Raw genomic sequence first — 18,499 nt, forward strand, 5'->3', positions numbered from 1 at the left:
CGTGCTTCACTCCCGCCCACCACCGCTCCGGAACCGGCCGGGGCCGGAGGCTGCAGCAGCCAGCGATGCAGAAGGCGAGGGATGGTGTGGAGACTGAGGCAGCGGGCGGCGACAGTCCTGACGGCCACCCGAACGGCAACCCTCCAGACGGCGACGAGCTTGATCGGCTCCATCTGTACCGGTATGCGACCGCTGACGACCCGCAAATCCGTGAGCAGTACATCGCCATCATGCGGCTGTTCACTGAGACGCTGCTGACCGACCTGTCCGCCGCCGAGGTTGCTGAGCAGCTCACCGCCCGCGGAACGGCCGTCCCCGCCGACGACGTCGAGGACCGCTGCCGGTCCCTGGAGGCGTGGGGCAACTTGGTGCGGTCGGTACGCGACGCCCGCGTCGCCACCGTCGCCGACTACATGCGCTCCCGCTCCCGGTACCAGGTGTCCAAGCTCGGCGGACGGGTGCACCGGCAGGTCGACGAGCTGCTGCGCGCGACCACCGGCGTCCGCGACGTCGCCCGCGAGATGCTCGGCGGGATGGTCGCCAACCTCGACCGGATCATCGCCCTGACCGAAGGGCCGGCCCCGGTGGCCGCTGACGACCTCGCCGCCGAGGTGTCCGCGCTCTTCGTCGCGCAGCGGCTGTTCAACGAGAGCGCCACCGACTTCTACGCCTACCTCAACGGCGTCCTGTCCCGCTACGACCTCGCCGCCGACGAGTACGCCGGGTTCAAGGAGCTGCTGCTGAACTACGTTGGGCTGATCAGCGCCGACGTCGCCCGGCACGCCCCGGCGGTGACCTCCCGGATGGCCCGCCTCGAGCCCCTGCTGCCCACCGTGCTGGCCGCACTGGACACGCAGCCGACGCTGACCAACGCCGACGGCTCCGCCGCCGAGCGCCTGCCCGGCCGCAGCCGTGAGGACTGGGAGGAGTTCGCCGCCTGGTACGACGGGCGCAGCGGCCGCTCCGGCCCGCACCAGCTGCGTGCCGCCGCCGGACAGGCCCTCGCCCAGCTACTGACCAACGCCCGGCGGATGCTGTCCGCGTCCGGCACCGGGGTGTCTCGGCGCACCGACCTGCTCAAGCTCGCCGGCTGGTTCGCCGAGGCCGACGCCGACACCGCGCACCGTCTCTTCGCCGCCACCTACGGCGCCTACCCCGCCCGGCACCTCGTGCTTGGCCCGGAGGAGAGCAGTGGCCGCGACGGCGCGACCACCTCCTGGTGGGACGCCGACCCGGTTGACGTGCCGGTCGCGCTGCGCGAGCGCGGCGACCGCGCCGCCCGCGGCCGCACCTCGCGCGTCCCGGACATCTCCGCCGACCGGGAGGAGATGCTCGCCGAGGCCCGCGCGGAGGCCGAGCGGCTGCAGGCGGCCGCCGCCGAGCTCACCGCCGCGGGTCGCCTGGACGGCCGCCGGCTGCACCCCGCTGCCCGCGACCTGGTCCTCGACCGGCTCGGGGAGGCGCTGGCCGCCGGGCAGGACGCCGCCGAGCCGGTCGAGTGGACCGACACCGACCTCGGGTTCGTCCTGCACGGCGTGCCCAGTCCAGGCCGGTCGACCCGGATCAGCGCCGAGGACGGTGACCTCGTCGTCGACGGCCTCACGCTCACCGTCGTCCCGCTGGCCGACGCGGCGGGCGCCTACGAGCCGGAGTACGGCGCCGGGGAGGACGGCGCGCAAGGCGACGGGTCGGATGGCACCGAGACCGACGGCGTCGCGGCGGGCGGGCGATGACCGCGCCGATGGCGGCCCGGGATGCCGCCGAACGCCGTGACGCCGCACGGGCGCTGCTGCGCGCTCCGTTCCTCACCAGCGAGTCCGAGGCCCTCCCGCTGGTCCGCCGGCACGCGGCCGCGCTGAAGACCACGTTCGCCACCTGGCTGGGCTACACCCTCTACGTCGAGCCGAGCTTCGCGCGGCTGCTCAAGACCCCCCTGTCCGGCGACGCGCCGCTGCGTCCCGCCCGCCGCTCCTCCGGCGGGGAGTTTGCGCCCCGCACCTACGCCTACCTGGCGCTGCTGTCCGCGGCGTTGCTCGCCCCGGAGACCGGCGACCAGATCCTCATCTCGGCACTCATCGAGCAGGTCCGGGCCGACGCCGCCACCGCGAAGGTCACCCTGGACGACACCTGGTCCGAGCAGCGCAACCTCGTCGCCGCGGTCCGCCAGCTCATCGTCTGGGGCGTGCTGGAGGAGACCGACGGCAGCGTCACCGGCTGGACCGACCGGCACGAGGAGGCGCTGCTCGGCGTCCGCCGGCAGATGCTGCCGCACATGCTCGCTCGGCCGCTGGCCCATGACACCGCCGCCGACCTGCTGGCCGCCGATCCCGACGTCGTGGAGCAGCCCCGCCGCAGCCTGCGGCGCAAGCTGGTGGAGAACCCGCTGGTCCGCCGCGAGGACCTCACCGACGCCGAACGCGACGTGCTGTCCCGCGAACGCACCGAGCTCGCCCGCGTCCTCGACGAGACGTTCGGGCTGGTGCTGGAGGTCCGCGCCGAAGGAGCGCTGGCCTACGACCCCGACCGCGAGGTCACCGACTTGGAGTTCCCCGGCGCGGCCACCGTCCGGCAGGCCGCGCTGCTCACCGTCGACGAGCTGCTCACCCGGCACCGCCCGCGGGCCGGGGTCACCGCGACCGTCGACGGGCGGACCGTGCCCGGCCTGGCCTGCCCGTGGGACGAGGTCGGCGAGGTCGTCGCCACGCTGGCCGAACGGCACAACAAGGCCTGGGGAGCCGACCTCGTCGCCGACCCCGACCGGCTCCGGGACGACGTCGTCGACACGCTCACCGCGATCGGCCTCGCCGTCACCACCGGCGATGCCCTCGTGCTGCACCCCGCCGCCGCCCGGCACCGCGCCACCGTCACGCAGAGCCCGCCGAAGACCCGCGCCCAGACCCGCCTTACCAGCGACCAGCCGGACCTGTTCAGCCAGGAGACGTCATGACCGCCACCCTGCCCCTGCCGGCCGACGACCTCGGCGCGATGCCGATCAAGCGGTACGACAGCCGGTGGCGGCTGCACCGCGGCGGCATCGTCAACGTCTGGTTCTACTACGACGAGCAGTTCACCTGCTCCGGCGGGCGGATCATCTGGCGAGGCACGAACGGCGCCGGCAAGAGCCGCGCGCTGGAGATGCTGCTGCCGTTCCTGCTCGACGCCGACCGGCGCAACATCGACGTGACCGGTGCCAAGAAGGTCCGTCTCGAGGACCTGATGAGCCACGGCGCCGGCGAGCAGACCAACCGCGCCGGCTATGTGTGGCTCGAGCTCGAGGGCGAAGCCGACGGCGGCGGCCGGGAGCACCTCACCCTGGGCGCGTTCCTCCGCTTCTCGAAGGCCACCGCCGAGGCAAAGGCGTGGTACTTCGTCACCCCGCTGCGGGTCGGCACCGACCTGCCGCTGCTCGGTGCCGACCGGGACCCGCTGTCCCGCGAGCGGCTCACCGAGCTCGTCGGCGCCGACCGGATCACCGACAAGGCCGAGACCCACCGGGAGCGGGTCCGCGCCCAGGTGTTCGGCCTGACCGGCGAGTCCGCCCAGGAGCGGTACGCCGGGCTGCTGCAGCTGCTGCACGTCCTGCGCAACCCCAACGTGGGCAACCGCATCGAGGCCGGGCAGCTGCCCGAGCTGATCTCCGACGCGCTGCCGCCGCTGTCGGAGGTCGCCCTCGCCGACGCCGGCCAGCAGCTCGACGGCCTGTCGGAGACCCGCGCCACCCAGCAGGCCCTGGAGCAGGACGAACGGCACGTCGCCGCCTTCTTCGACACCTACCGCCGCTACGGCGCCGGTGTCCTGCTCGGCGCCGGACAGGACGCCCGGCAGGCCGCCGAGAGCGCCCGGGCCGCGACCGCGCACGCCCGCCGCGAGGCCGACACCCACACCCGGCTCCGCGCCTTGCACGCGGAGGCCTCCGCCGAGCTGACCGAGCTGACCGACCGCAAGGACGCGCTCGACGGCACCATCACCGGCATCCGCGGCTCCCAGGCCTACCGGGACGCCGCCGCCCTCGACGCCGTCGAACGGCGGGTGGCCGCCCAGCGGGACGGCGCCGCCGGCCTGCTGCGGTCGGCCGGATCGGCCCGGGACCACGAGACTACCCTCGTCGCCACCGCCGACGGCCGCGCCGAGGAAGCCGCCGCGGCCGCCGGGCACGCCGCGACAGCCCTGGAGGAGGCGCAGGCCGGCCTGCACGCCGCCGGCATGGCCGGCGACGTGCTGCCCGCGGTCGCCGCCGTCCGTATTGACGACGCCCCGGCGGTGACCGACCCGGTGCGCACCGACCCGGACGCCGACCCCGTGCCCACCGCCCGCCCGGTCCCGAGGCGCCTCACCGTCACCCCCACCGATCCGCGCGCCGCCGCGGACGCCACCCGGCGTGTCCAGCAGGCCGCCGACCACCGCGCCGCCCAGGCCGGTGACCGGCTCGACACCGCCCGCCGGCTGCGCACCGACCTGGACCACGCCGAACGTGCCGACACCGCCGCCGAGGACGCCGCCCGGGCCGCAGAGGAGTCCGCGGCCGAGGCCGACACCGCCGCCGACGCCCGGGACGCCGCCGCGACCGCCCTTTCCGACGCCTGGCGGCGGTGGACCACCGACGTCCGGACGACCGACCTGCTCGGCGATGTCGCCTGGGACGCCACTCCCGCCGGGCCGCTGCTGGCCGACCTCGCGGCCCTGACCGGCGACGGCCCGGTCGACGTCGCCGAGCTCGACCGCGCCGCCGACGCCGCCGCCGGACCGGCGCAGCAGCGGCTCGCCGACGCCCGCGCCGACCTGCGCCACCGGCAGGAGGAGGCCGACTGGCTGCGCGCCGACCTCGACGCGCAGGCCGACGAGCTGCGCCGGGAACACGACCCCGAGCCGGCCAACCCGCCGTGGCAGACCGCCGCGCCGGCCGGCGCCGTGCCGATGTGGCGGGCGCTGGACTTCGCCGACCCCGCGCTGCCCGACGACCGCAAGGGAGCACTCGAGGGCGCGCTGCACGCCGCCGGGCTGCTCACCGCGACGCTCACCGCGGACGGCGCGGTCACCGCCGCCGACGGGCAGGTCCTGCTCATCACCGCCGGACCGGTCGCCGACCGGCCGCTGAGCACCCAGCTGGTCGCCGACCCGAGCAGCGCGGCCGATCCGGCCACCGTCACCGCCGTACTCGACCGCATCGCCGTCGGTGACGACGGGCACCCGGTGTGGATCGCCGACGACGGCTCCTGGGGCAACGGGCCACTGTGCGGCCGCCACCCCGCGCCGTCCGCGCGGCACATCGGCGCGGTCGCGCGGGCCGCGCACCGCGCCACGCGGCTGGAGGAGATCGCCGCCGCGCTCGGCGAACTCACCCGCGCCGACGCGGCCCGCGCCGCCGAGTGCACCGAGCTCGACGAGCGCAGGGGGGCCCTGGCTGCCCACCTGCGCACCGCACCGCGCAGCGCCGCCCTGACCCGCGCCCGCGCAGACGCCGCCGCCGCGGACGCCCGCGCCACCCGCGACGAGCGGACCGCGGAGGCGGCCCGCGTCCGCGCCCGGCAGCTGCGCACCGCCTGGACCGCCGCCCACGACCAGCACGTCGAGGCCTGCCGCGCGTTCGGGCTGCCCACCGACGTCGAGGCCCTCGCCGAGGTCCGCACCGACGCCGGGACCGCGGCCCGGGCCTGCCACCGGCTCGCCGGCCGGCTCGCCGAGCTCGCCGCCGCCGCCGACCGGCACGGCGCCGCCCTCGCCGCCGCCGCGGCCACCGGCGACCGGCGGCGCCGCGCCGAGACCGACGCCGAGGACGCGTGGAGCACCTGGCGCGCCGCGGACGCCGAGGTCGCGGCGCTGCGCGCCAGCGTCGGCGCCGAGGCGACCACCATCCGCGACCGGCTGGCCGCGGCCGAGACCGAGCTGAAGGATGTCTGTGCGGCACTGCGCGAAGCCGACCAGGCCGCCGACGACCTCGGCCGCCGCGTGGCGACCGCCCAGGCCAACGCCGAGCACGCCGAGCAGTCCGCAGCGGCCGGGCGCGGCGACATGGCCGCCGCCGTCGCCCGCCTCCGCGGCATCGCCGGCTTGCGGGGGCTGGCCACCGCCGCCCTCGCCGACGGCCGGCCGCTGCCCGACCTGCCGGCCGCCGACCCCGCCGGCACGACCCCGGCGGACGTCGACGCCGCGATCCGCGCCCTGGAGGCCGCGGTCGACAGCAGCGGCGCGGCCGTGGACACCACCGCGGTGCTGCGCGCACAGCAGAACCTCGAACGCGACCTGCAGGGCACCTTCGACGTGTTCGCCACCGACACCGGCGGCGTGTGGCTGTTCGACCTCGTCGACGCCACCGGCACGCACACCGTGGCCTCTGGACACGACATGCTGCGCCGCCGGACCGTCGAAGGCCGCAAGGCGCTGACCGAGCGGGAACGGGCCGTGTTCACCGACTTCGTCCTCGGCGGGGTTGCCGCCGAGCTGCAGCAACGCCTCGCGCTGGCCAGCGGGCTCATCGACGCGATGAACGCCAGCCTGGACACCATCCGCACCTCGCACGGCATCGGCGTACGGATCACGTGGAACCTCGCGGTCGAGCCCGACAGCCCGCTGGCCCGCATCCGCGACCTCGTCACCCTCGCCGGCGAGGTGCGTACCCCCGAGCAGGACGCCGAGCTGATCGAGCTGATCACCGCCCGCGTCGAGGAGTACATCGCCCTCGACCCGACCGCCGGGTACGCCACCCACCTCAAGGCCGCACTGGACTACCGCGCCTGGCACGAGGTCGTGCCGCTGATCCTCGGACCCGCAGCGGGACAGCGCCGCACGATCAGCCGCCGCTCCAAGCTGTCCGAGGGCGAGACGCGGTTCGTCTCTTACGTCACCCTGTTCGCCGCCGTCGACGCCTACCTCTCCGGGCTGCCCGACACCTCCCGGGCGCTGCGGCTGATCGTCCTCGACGACGCCTTCGCGAAGGTCGACAACCGCACCATCGGTGTCCTCATGGGGCTGCTGGTCCGGCTCGACATCGACTTCGCGATGACCGGGCACGGGCTGTGGGGGACGTATCCGCAGGTGCCGGCGCTGGACATCTATGAGGTCCGCCGCCGGGAGGGCAGGCCGGCGGTCACGACCCACGTGTACTGGGACGGGCGCGTCCGGCACCTGCGGCCCGCCGGATGACCGCAGCCGACCTGCCGCCGCAGCTGCGCGACTATCTGGCTCATCCCGCCCTCGCCCCGCTGTGGACCGCAGTCCGCCGCCGGCTGGAGGGCAACCGGCTCGCCGTCACCGGCGCCGTGTCGGTCGACCTGGACGACGCCGCCGCCGGCCGGCTATCCGGGCTGCTCGGCGGGCACCCGGTCCGGCCCGGCCGGCCGCGCATCCGGCTCGAGACCCTCGACGCGGCCTTGCGCCGCTCCATCGCCGGCTCCGGCCTGATCTCGGTGCTGACCGCGCTCGGCGGTCCCCTCACCGACCGCGCCGCCACCCGCGACCGGCGGCAGCAGGCGCAGGCGCAGCTGTGGTCGCAGATGGACGCCGGCCTGGCCGCCGCAGGGCTGGCTGAAGCGGGCTGGGTCCCGGCCTACCTCGAGGGCGTCCGCCGCGCCGGGCTGCTGACCCGCGCTGGCGCCGACGCCGCCACCGCGATCGAGCACGCCGTCCGCGCCCTGCAGCAGTTGGCGCCCGGCACGATCCTCACCGGCGCCGAAGAGCCCACCGAGCCGCGCCGGGAGCTGGCCGAACTCGCTGGCGCGGTGACCGGCGACGCGCACGGGCTGGATGACGACCGAATCGCATCCGCGCTCGTGCTCCGCGCGGCCTCGGCGGCCGCCGGTGACCCGGCGCCGTCGTCGGCCGCCGAGCGCCGCGCCGGGTGGGACCGGTTGGGCGTGACCACAGACCAGGTGTCGGGCACCGTCCTGGTCTGGGGCCTACGGCCCCCCGGGCCGCACCGGTGGGCGGCGCTCATGGGAGAGCGGGCCGATCTGGGCCTGGCGACCCACCTGACCCTGCAGGAGCTCCGCGCGATGGCCGGGCAACCGGTCGCCGTCGCCGGGCAGCGGGTCCACGCCTGCGAGAACCCGCAGGTGCTGCAGGCAGCGGCCCGGGCCGGCGTGCTCGGACCACTGGTCTGCTTCGCCGGGAACCCAGCCGCGGCCGGGCTGCAGATGCTGGGGCGACTCCTCGCCGACGGCGTCGAAGTGGCCTACCACGGCGACTTCGACTGGCCGGGGATCCGCATCACCGGCCGGCTGCTGCAGCGTGGCGCGGTGCCGTGGCGCATGGGCGCCGCCGACTACGACGACGCCATCCGCGGACTCGATCCCGGCACCGGGCTGGCGCTGTCCGGGTCGCCGGCCGACACCCCGTGGGACCCGGCGCTCGGCGCGCGGATGCGCCACGTCGGGGTCGCCGCGCACGAGGAGTCCCTGCTCCCAACGCTGCTCCAGGACCTCCTGTGAAGGCCGCACGCGAAGCGGTCCGACGTTCGGGAGTCACCCTGGTTCTGCTCAGCCCCGCTGATCCCGCACCCACAGGAGGGCCACCACGCCGCCGATCCAGAACTGATCACCCAGAGCCAGCAGCTGCTGCCACCCGGACTCGTCGATGTCCTTGGGGCCGCCGGCGTCCTGGATGGCGGCCAGCGCATCGATCGCCTGCGAGGTCAGCAGCCACGACGGCCGCCTGCAGCTGACCTCCAACGACGCGCATGCGCACCGGCTCCCCGGAACGGTCAGCGAGCAGGCGTAGCAGGTACAGCACACAGCGAGCTCAGACGCGAACATCGGCTCGACGGCGGGAAGTCGGTCGGCCACCGCGACGAAGCAGGTCTCGTCGCACACCATGACCACCGCGCCGCCGTCCGTGGGCAGAAAGAACACAGGAGCCTCCAGGGCTCGGCCGGCCACCCGCCGGCGGGGCGGCGCCGGGACAGCGCCGCGGCCGGACACGTGCCGGCGGCCGGCGCTGCTGCATTCGTTGGCGGCGCCGAGGACCGCGGCGTCGACGTTCGGTTCGGTTCGGTCAGGTGGTTGGCCCTCGCTGCTGCGAGCGCAGCGCCGAGGACCGCGGGCATGGGGCCCGGTAGTTGCCTGATCGGCTGCGCTCGGTCCTCGTTGCTGCCATGGCAGCGGTGAGGACGAGCACGGTGACTGCTCCGGCGCGTCTACCGGTGGGCCGTGGTCCTCCCGATTGCGATGGCAGCGTCGAGGACGGAGGGGATGCTCGTGGGTTCCCCCCTCGGTGGCGCTTGATCCTCGTTGACTGCGATCGCGGCTGATGAACGGACGCGGGTGACTGCGCGAGCGTCTACGCGTTGCCGTCGTCCTCCCGTCTGCGTTGGCAGCGTCGAGGACCACGGAAGTGGCGCCTGGGATGCGCGCAATCGTGGGAACGGGTTCGCTGCGATCGCGTCGATCAGGACCCGGTAGGGGTAAGCGACACCGCGATGCATCGAAATGTCCCTCCCCGCGGCTACGGTGTGCGCTGGCACACGAACGACGGGGGCGACACGCGTGGCAGAGGCTGGTGGGGGAGCGGGTTCGGCACTCCCGGCGGCAGCGAAACGGCTCATCGATCTGATTGCCGAGCACCCCGATGGGCTGACCTCGGCTGAGCTCATCGCTGTCGCGCAGACCCGGTTTCCCCGGCTGGACCCTCGCCGGGTCACCGATCTGGTGGCTCGTGCGCTGGCCGCCGGTGCGGTGCACGAGACCGGAGGGCGGCTGCACGGGTTTACCGCGGCCATGCCGACCGCCACAACCTCAGCCCAGGAGACCGCGCCGGCACCGTCCGGTTCCCGGCCATTGCGTGCGGTTGCGCTCGATCTAGAGTCGGTGGTCAAGACGACCGCGACCGAGCCCTACCTCGACAAACGGATCTTCCAGATCGGTGTCGTCCGGTTCGGCACCGACGCAGACTGGGTGGCCGCCGACCCGCGACGCGACTGGTTCCTCGTCCTGCCTGACCCCAGCTGGGAGATCCGCTCGAGCGACCTGGCAGCCCGGCACGCCAACGGCGCGGTGTCTCCAGCGCAGGCGCTGGAGGAGCTGCACGCATACACAGCCGACGCGGACATGGTCGTCACCTACAACGGCACCGAGGCCGACTTTCGCCTGCTGGCGGCCGCCTACGAGCGTGAGGGACTGCCATCGCTGGCTCCGGCGCTGGTGGATGCGTACTACCTGACGCTGGCGCTGTGGCCGACCCAGCGCTCCCACCGGCTCGCTGAGCTCGCCGACGTCCTCGGGGTGGACCGGTCCGGGTTGGGCTGGCACGACGCCGGTGACGACGCCGAACTGCTGGCCCGGCTGATGCGCCACGCCGGCGACAATCTGACCAGCCGCCCGGCCGGCCTGGTCGACCTGATCGCCGCCGTGTGCGCGGACTCCCCGGCCTGGACGCTCGTGCGGCACCTGGCCGCGGCATCAGCTGGCGCCGCACCGGGGGAGGCGCACGGGACTGTCCGCGTACACGGCGTTGGCGACGTCGCCGCCGTCCTCGGCGGGCTTCTGACCGGTCACCAACCCCGCCGGCTGCCGCCGGGTACGCCGGCCACCGCCGCGCCCGGCCGCCGGTCGCTGACCGTGGATGCTGGTCTGCGCGGCGATGAAGGACGGGTGGATCCGGCGAAGCTGGCCCAGACCGAGCACCAGGGGAAGGCGCGCCGCCGCCCGGCACAGGAGGTGATGACCGCCGCGCTGCACACCTGGGCCGACGCCGGGGTACCGGCGCTGGTGGAAGCGCCGACCGGTACCGGGAAGAGCTATGCGGCGCTGGCCGCAGCGCTGGACTGGCTGGCCGGCGGACCGAATCGGACCGCGATCATCACGACGTTCACCAAGCAGCTGCAGGCGCAGCTGGCCGACGACGTCGCCTCACTCGACGCGCACGTGCCCGGGCTGCTCGCGGTCAGCGACGTGGTGAAGGGGCAGAGCAACCGGCTGTCGCTGCGGGCGCTCAGTGCCGCGCTGGCCGACGCGACCACCTTGGATGCCCGCCGCTCCCGACGGCCCGGGAATCGCAATCGGTTCCTGGAACGTCCGGCGTTCCGGGAACTACTGGCGTTCCTCACGCTGCGGTTGATCGCCTCGACCGACGTGCTTGCCTCGTGGGCGGCGCACTCGGTTGACCCGGTGGACTGCCCGGCGTTCTTCACCGGGTACGCCGGCCCGGTCCTGCCGGTGTGGCTTGAGTCGCTGAGCCAGGCCGCCAACGGGGAGTACGACGCCGGCTCCGGCACACCGGTGGCCGCTCACACCGACGCGGTCGCCGAGGCGCTGGCAACCCACCGGCTGCTGTTGGCCAACCACGCGCTGCTGCTGGCGCACATCGACGATCTGCAGGCCATGGGCTCGGACACGCTGCTCATCGTCGACGAGGCCCACCAGCTCGAGGACGCGGCGACCTCAGCACTGACGAAGACGCTGGACTACCGCGCCGTGGAGGATCTGCTCAGCGAGCTGGCCGCGTGGACTGACGGCGCCCGCCGCAGCCCGGAGCGCGATGCCGTGCTTGAGGCGGTAGGCAACCTGGAGATCCTGCTCGACCACGAGCAGCTGCCGCGGGTGGCCGGGCACGCGTTCGACGCGCGCGGCACCGGCGCCGGGGTGGTAGTTGGCTCCCGGACGGTCACGCTGGCCAGCGCGTACGCCGGCACCAGCGGCATCGGGCAGGTGCGCACGCTGACCTCGCTACTGCTGCGCTTGTCCGGTCAGTGCGAGGCGCTGGTCGGGGCGCTGTCGGCGTACCGGTCGGTGCACGGGCCGTCGCTGGACTTCTTCGAGCACGAGCGGATCGGGTCGCTGCTCGCCCGGTGCGCGCAGGTCGAGGGGGTGGGCCGGACCATCGTCGACGACGTCGACGCCATCATCGGCCCGTCGCTGGCCACCGGCGGGCCCGCGGCCTCCGTCCCCGGCATGGCTGGCCTCGCCAGTGGGCCGGCGAGCACTCCGGCCGCCGGCCCGAGCGGGGCATCAGTGGTGACCCGCGGCCCCGCCGCCGATGGCGGAGATCCCGATGCCGACGGCGGTGACCCCAACGACGACAGCGACGACCTGACCGATCCCGACGACCCCGCCCCTGATGCCGACGGCGATGATCCGGATGCCGACGGCACGGACGACGACGACAGCGCGGATGGCGATGATCGCGACGGCGACGATGACACGGCTGCGGTGCCGCTGGGTCCGCTGCCGCCGGGCACCTCCAACCGGGTCGTGTACGCCGAGGAGCTTGAGGCGCTGCGTGCGGGTCTGCGCCGCTACCGGTTCCGGATCGCGACCAGCCCGGTGGAGCTGGGAGCCGACACCGTCTGGCAGCAGTTCCTTGCCACCTTCGCCCGCACCTACTACGTGTCGGCGACGCTGCGGGTGGCCGGCAGCTGGCAGTTCATCCGCGACCGTCTCGGGTTGTCCCCAGCCATTCCGACGATGCACCTGCCGACCCCGTTCGACTACGCCAACCAGGCCGAGCTCGTCTGCTTCGCCGACTTCCCGTCCTGGGCCGAACAGTCCGACGGGGCCATGCGGACTGTGGCACACCAGCTGGCCGGCTACACCCGCGAGATCGTCACCCCGGTGGACCCTGCCCTTGACGTCGAGGGCAACGTGGTGCCGGGCTCCCGCGGCGGCTACGACGGCGGCGCGCTGGTGCTGACCACCGCCCGCTCGACCGCCGGCGGCATCGCCGAGTACCTCGCCTCCGGGCTGCGCGCCCGCGAGGACCAGACGCCGGTCCTGTCGGCACTCGTGCTGGGCAATCCCCGCGCGGTGCGGCAGTTCACCGACGCCGAGCACGGCGGCGGTGTGCTCGTCGGCACCAAGGGACTGTGGCAGGGCGTCGACGTTGCCGACGAGGAGCGGCTGCGGCTGGTGTGGATCAACAAGCTGCCGTTCGCGCCCTTCGCTGCCCCGGTCATCGAGGCCCGCCGCGCCGCGGTCACCGTCCGCGCCGAGGCGGCGCACGCCGACGACCCGGACGCAGTGGCCACTGAGCACTACTACCTGCCGCTGGCCGCGCTGCAGCTGCGCCAGGCCGCCGGCCGGCTCATCCGGTCCGAACGGCACCGCGGCGTCATCGTGATCAGTGACCGGAAGCTGGCCGGGCAGACCGCCCTGCGCCGTGCCTACCGGCAGACGTTCCTCGGGTCGCTGGACGACGGGCTGCTGCGCGACGATCCGGTCACCGGCGAGCGCGGCGGCGGGAACGTCATGCCGATGGCCGAGGGCTGGGCGCGGATCTGGAACTTCTACGCCCGCCACGGGTTGCTGAGCTCCGAGCGAGCCGATCAGTTGAGCACCCCTGATGCTCTCGATGAGCACACGCTGCTGCCGCAGACCCGCCGCATCCGGCAACTGGCGCTCACACCCACGCAGGTCGCCGAGCACACCGCCGCCGGAACCTTGGAAGCCGAGGTCCTCTCCCGGACGGCGACCGTCGGCGGGCTGCTGAACCTGTCCGACGACCCGGCCACTCTCAAGCCCGCGCAGCAGCAGGTCATCGCCGCCGTCGCCGCTGGCCGCAACGTCCTGGGCCTGCTGCCGACTGGGTTCGGCAAGAGCTTCTGCTTCCAGTTGCCGGCCCTGGTGCTGCCTGGGGTGACGCTGGTGGTGTCCCCGCTGGTCGCGCTCATGCACGACCAGGCCCTCGAGCTCAACCGCAGCATCGGCGGTGCGGTCCGCGCGCTGGTCGCGCCGCTGCGGGAGTCCTCCAGTCGGGCCGGGAAGACGGAGGTCGCCGATCAGCTGCTGGGCCGGGCCGACCACGGCATCCGAATGGTGTATGTGTCCCCGGAGCGGCTGTGCCAGCGCCGGTTCCGGGAGCTGGTCCGGGCCGCGGTCGCCGCCGGCGTGGTCACCCGGATAGCAGTCGACGAGGCCCACACGGTCGTCCAGTGGGACGACTTCCGCCCGTCGATGAGCCGGGTCGAGCAGTTCCTTGCGCAGCTGCGTCGTGACCACGGGCTGCCGGTCACCGCGCTGACGGCGACCGCGAACCGAACCGTGCTGGCCGGGCTACGCGAAGGAGTGTTCGGCCTGGACCCCGAGCCGGCCGGGGGGCCGGCCGGGGAAGCCGCCGAGGCCGCGGCCGGCACACTGCTCACGGTGCGGGAGAACCCGATCCGTCCGGAGCTGGCGATCTTCCGCCGGACCATGCGTCAGCAGAGCCCGGCGATCGTGGCGGGGCTGGCTGAGGAGGTCCTCGACGCGATCGACGACCACGCGATCTTCTACTGCCTGACGGTCAAGGAGGTAGTCGCGCTGCACGCGCACCTGCGCGACTACCTCGGCGAAGGTGGGGTGCGGATCCGCCGGTTCCACGGGCGGCTCACCGAGGCTGAGAAGTCCGCGGTGATGACTGAATTCCGGGAGGCGCCGCGCAGGGGTGAGGAGGGATTCGCGCCGCTGATCATCGTTGCCACGTCGGCGTTCGGGCTCGGCGTGAACCGTCCCGATGTCCGCACCGTGTTCTGCGTCAGCGCACCGACGGACCTGGCCGCGCTTTACCAGCAACTCGGGCGCGCTGGCCGAGACGCCGCCGGAACCGCCATCACCGGCGCCGACCCCGGCGACCCGGACGGCACTGGCGAGGACGCCACCGGACCGGCCGAGGACACTGGCGACGTCCAGACGCCCACCCCGGTGGGGGCCGCCGCGTGCAGCGCGGTCGAACCGCGGCGGGCGAACGTCGGGCTGACGCTGCTGACCACGCGAGGGTTGCGGCTGGTGCAGTTCATGACCGGCAGCGACTTGCGGCCCGGCCTGCTGGAGCAGATGGGCCGGGCGGTCTTGTCCGCGGGCACCGTGGTCGATGCCGCCGCGGTGGCCGACGACCTCATCGGCGCCGATCTCACCGCCGGGCACCTGACCGTCGATGAGGCCCGCAAGCCCCGGACCACCGAGGCGTACACCGCCGGGGTGATGCGTGCGCTGGCCGCGCTCGCCGGCCTGGGTGCGGTCAGCGACCTGGGGGACTTTCCGCCGCTGTGCACGATCAAGCCCGGCGAGCTCCTCAACGCCCCCCGTTCCGGCAGCTCCGCCGGGGGGCGGGGCACGGAGGCCGACGACGTCGTCGATGTCGTGGAGGAGCGGGTCGTGATTGCTGTCCTCGCGCTGCCGGTCCGCCCGACGGCCCCGGGCAAGTTGCACAGGCAGCGGCTGGACGTCGCGGCTCTTGACGGGCACCTGGCCGCGACGGTGGCGCAGTACCGGGCTGTCGCCGACGACGCCGCGGGCACCTGGCAGCTGCTGGCCGACCTGCACGATCGCGGGCTGCTCGACGTCTCCGCCGCCCCCAGCCGCCGCCTGATCACGGGCCTGGCGGTGCACGCCACCGGGCTGCCGGGCCAGTTCCTCACCGCGGTGACCGGCAAGGCCGCCCGGGCGGCGACCGAGATAGCGCTGTTGCGGAGCTTCTTCGCCGACACCGCCACCTGCGCCAACCGGAAGTTCGCCGACTACTTCGGCGTCGTCGACCTGCCCAAGGGGTGCTGTACCACCGCGGCCAACCGGTGTTCGGCCTGCTGGGACGACCCCACCTGGCCCGCAGGGGAGACCAAGCCCGGTGTCGCGGTCGCGCTGGAGACCCCGCGGCCGCGGCCGGCCGGCACACGGACCGATGCCACGTTCGCCCGGCAGCGCCTCGACGAGCAGGTGCACCGGCTGGTGTGGGAGGTGTACCACGGCGTGCGCGCGCGCGACGTGTTCCGTGCGCTGCGCGGAGAGGACTCCTACTACGTGCCGACGACCCGCCGCCGAGTCCGGCTGCGGACCGGACTGGTCAACAGCCGGTACTTCGGGGCGAACCCGGCGATCCGGCTCGACGACATCGAAGACGCCCTGGTTCGGCTGCAGGCCGAGAAGCGGGTCGAACCAGACGGGCCGCGATGGCGAGAAGCCGGCCACCTCCGCCGGGAGCGGGCCCGCGCCATCTCCGCCGCAGCCGCAGGGGGGACCGGGGGCAGGGCTGGTTCTGCAGGGACTGCAGGCGGCACCCCTTGACCAACGTCGACGACCGCACGGTGCCCGCCACCGGCGGCGGGGTGTGGCGGCCCTACGCCGATGAGCCGGTGCTCACCCCGACCATGGTGCTCGGCTGGGAGGCGACCCCGCCCGAGGAGCGGGAACGGTTGGCCCGGTATCTGTCGGCGCTGGTCGCGGCCCGCGGCGGGCCGGTGCACGTGAACGTGGCGTTCAACGGCGCGTACTTCGGCTACGACCTGACCGCCGGCGGCTACGTCGGCGGGCCGTTGGACCTGTTCGCCTTTCCGCAGGTCCGCTTTGGAGAGATCACCGATGCGCTGCCGGTCGGGGCGCTGGTCAACATCGACGCCGGTGAGCAGCCGCTGTTTGCCGAGGTCGTCTACAAGGAGGGCGCACATCCGTCGCTGTCGGACGACGGCGCTGTTCCTGCGTGGCTGTCCGGGGCGCCGGCTGGAGCGACCGGGCCTGGCACCGCTGATGTACCGCCTGGCGGGTCGGAACTGCGGGAGCTGTTGGTCGTCGACGTCGACGCGTTCGGCGCGGACTTCTCCGCCTCCCAGGCCCGCCTGGACCGTCTCCGGCACCGCGGCCGGTGGCTCAACGGCGACGGGCATCTGCTGCTCGACGCCCGCTACGCCTCCCGCCGGGACGCCGACCTGGACGAGGCTGCGTTCTACGCCCGCTACCTGTTGACCCGGGGTCGCGACCAGCTGCTATCGGCTGCGGCGCCGATGCCCCTGTCCACGGTGCTGTCCGACGAGGCCGGCGAGCAGGAGCTGGCCGCAGCGCTGGACGGGTTGCTAGAGACCGTCGCCGCCGCCCTGGCCAGCCTGCCTGAGCTGCGGATGTGGCGCGGGTACGCGTTCACCCGGTCGTCGCTGGCCGCGCGCTTGGATGATCCCGGCCCGCTCGGCGGCGGGGATCTGAGCAGTGTGGCCGTGCAGCTGGCGCGCACCGCGATGCCGTTGCGCGCCGGCCGCGCCCGTCGTGTCGTGACCCGGCCCGATCAGGCGCCCGCGGCCGTCGCCGCGACCGAAGGAGAGGCGCCGTCGACGGTGACGTTCACCGCGGTCGGTCCGCGGCTGCGGATGGTCCGCGACGCCGGCGCACAGTTGATTGGTCTGGGCTACGTGGCGGCGGTCTGCCACGCCAACGCGGTGATCAGCGACTACGCCCGCCGCGAGGTCGACGAGAAGACCGGGCTGCTGCCTGGTGGCGTACACCTGCGGCTAGACGACCCGTGGCAGGGCGGCGGGGTGTGGCGGGCCGAGCATCCGGCCAGTCGGCACTCTCACGTCGATCCGCTGGTCCCGCTGGGCCTGGGTTGGCAGTCGACGCTGCCTGAGCCCGCACCGGCCCCGACCCCGCCGACCTCCTCGGGTGAAGGCACGCCGGCCGAGCCGCCCGCGGAGACCGACGTCCCCGCCGAGCCCGTCTCGGTCTTCACACCCCAGTCGGAGCCGGAACCCGATGTGGAGCCGGAGCCAGCGCCAGAACCCACGCCGGCGCCGGAGCTGGCACCCGAACCCACGCCGGCGCTGACCCCGGTTCTGTCCCCGCCCGTCGATGACGAAAACACCCACGCCGACGACCTGGTGGTCACCGACAGCCAGGTGACCTGGACCCAGGCGCTTCGCCTGTCGCACCTGCTCGAGGGCCGGCTTCCGCTGCCCGACCGCATCGGCACCCAGCTGCGCGACGCGGGACTGTCCGGGGTGCGGCTGCGGCTGCTGCTGACCCATGACGGGAACGAACTCGACAGGGACGAGGCCACCCAGGACGTCGCCAGCGAGCTGTTCCCCCGCCCCCAGCTGCAGGGGGTGGAATGGCCGCTGGACTTCTTCGCCGGCATTCGGCTCACCTGCACCTGGCCGCGCGGAAAGCAGGTGATCCGGGCGATGACGACGCTGCTGGAAATGCCGGTCACCGTCGACGGGATGGAGATCGAGCACCAGTACGACCCGCGGATCCTCACCCACGACACCGCCCCCGGGCAGCCGCGGTACGGCGGCAGTGGGCCGGCTGGCACGCTCACCCTGACCCAGCGGGTCCTGCGGGCGGTCCGCATCCGCGGCTTGCTGGATCCCGACGGCCGTGCGGTGCTGGCTCGGTCGCTGCTGCCGGAGGCGGTGTACGGCAGCGCCGGCCCGGCCGGCGCCGGCGAGCTCGACATCGCCCTTGACGAGCTGGTGGCCGCTGGCGCTCTGCACACCGACGTGGGCAGCGTCGGTACCTCCCGGTGGATCCGCTACCCGGCCCAGCCGGGGGATCCGACCGTGCCGCTGATCGTGTACGAGCCCCGCCCCGTTGCTGGCCCGCCGCGCGCGGTCGCCCGCCGCACCAGCAGCCGCCTGGACGCCCGGTTCGTCCGGCACCACCACGTCGCCGGGCACCTGCGCTGGATCGGCGACCTGGGCCGGGAAGCCGGGGAGGAGGCCCGGGCGGCCTACCGGGAGGACCGGCTCCGCTTCGGTCTCGCCGGACCGGCCGAGCTGCCCGAGGGCTACACGTACGTCAAGCCGTTCGTCCGGGGACGCGCGTGATCGCTTCCGCGG

General features: G+C 74.2%; 7 protein-coding genes. 6 read left to right on the forward strand and 1 reads right to left on the reverse strand.

What is annotated here, in order from left to right; translation table 11 throughout:
- Positions 1–65: 65 nt before the first annotated feature.
- Genes ABC795_RS04590 through ABC795_RS04605 form a run of 4 tightly spaced genes read left to right on the forward strand, consistent with a single transcriptional unit; the run spans position 66 to position 8,423 of the window.
- Positions 66–1,733, forward strand: a complete 1,668-nt coding sequence (locus ABC795_RS04590) for a TIGR02677 family protein (protein ID WP_347059728.1) — start codon at positions 66–68, stop codon at positions 1,731–1,733.
- Positions 1,730–2,947, forward strand: coding sequence for a TIGR02678 family protein (locus ABC795_RS04595; RefSeq protein WP_347059729.1), 1,218 nt, complete (start codon positions 1,730–1,732; stop codon positions 2,945–2,947). Before ABC795_RS04590 ends, ABC795_RS04595 begins: the two co-directional genes overlap by 4 nt.
- Entirely contained in the window at positions 2,944–7,140 is a 4,197-nt protein-coding gene (locus ABC795_RS04600) for a TIGR02680 family protein (RefSeq protein WP_347059730.1), read from the forward strand. Before ABC795_RS04595 ends, ABC795_RS04600 begins: the two co-directional genes overlap by 4 nt.
- Positions 7,137–8,423 carry a TIGR02679 family protein gene (locus ABC795_RS04605; RefSeq protein ID WP_347059731.1) on the forward strand — a complete coding sequence of 429 codons (1,287 nt, stop codon included), beginning with the start codon at positions 7,137–7,139 and terminating at the stop codon, positions 8,421–8,423. The genes ABC795_RS04600 and ABC795_RS04605 overlap by 4 nt, the downstream gene beginning before the upstream one ends.
- Positions 8,424–8,471: 48 nt before the next feature.
- On the opposite strand, the gene ABC795_RS04610 is transcribed toward ABC795_RS04605, so the two are convergent.
- Positions 8,472–8,843, reverse strand: a complete 372-nt coding sequence (locus ABC795_RS04610; protein WP_347059732.1) for a hypothetical protein — start codon at positions 8,841–8,843, stop codon at positions 8,472–8,474.
- Positions 8,844–9,476: 633 nt separating this feature from the next.
- Between ABC795_RS04610 and ABC795_RS04615 the strand changes: the two genes are divergently transcribed.
- Positions 9,477–15,962 (forward strand): DEAD/DEAH box helicase, encoded by a 6,486-nt coding sequence (locus ABC795_RS04615; RefSeq protein ID WP_347059733.1) that lies wholly within the window; start codon positions 9,477–9,479, stop codon positions 15,960–15,962.
- The gene (locus ABC795_RS04620) at positions 15,959–18,487 is read left to right on the forward strand and encodes a hypothetical protein (protein ID WP_347059734.1); all 2,529 of its coding nucleotides are present in this window, start codon (positions 15,959–15,961) and stop codon (positions 18,485–18,487) included. Before ABC795_RS04615 ends, ABC795_RS04620 begins: the two co-directional genes overlap by 4 nt.
- The last annotated feature ends 12 nt before the right edge of the window (positions 18,488–18,499 follow it).

The sequence above is a fragment of the Blastococcus sp. HT6-30 genome (genome assembly GCF_039729015.1).
Classification (GTDB): Bacteria; Actinomycetota; Actinomycetes; order Mycobacteriales; family Geodermatophilaceae; genus Blastococcus.

Coding starts and splice junctions, on each gene's coding strand:
- ABC795_RS04590 (WP_347059728.1), top strand. CDS start 66: ATGCAGAAGGCGAGGGATGGTGTGGAGACTGAGGCAGCGGGCGGCGAC.
- ABC795_RS04600 (WP_347059730.1), top strand. CDS start 2,944: ATGACCGCCACCCTGCCCCTGCCGGCCGACGACCTCGGCGCGATGCCG.
- ABC795_RS04605 (WP_347059731.1), top strand. CDS start 7,137: ATGACCGCAGCCGACCTGCCGCCGCAGCTGCGCGACTATCTGGCTCAT.
- ABC795_RS04595 (WP_347059729.1), top strand. CDS start 1,730: ATGACCGCGCCGATGGCGGCCCGGGATGCCGCCGAACGCCGTGACGCC.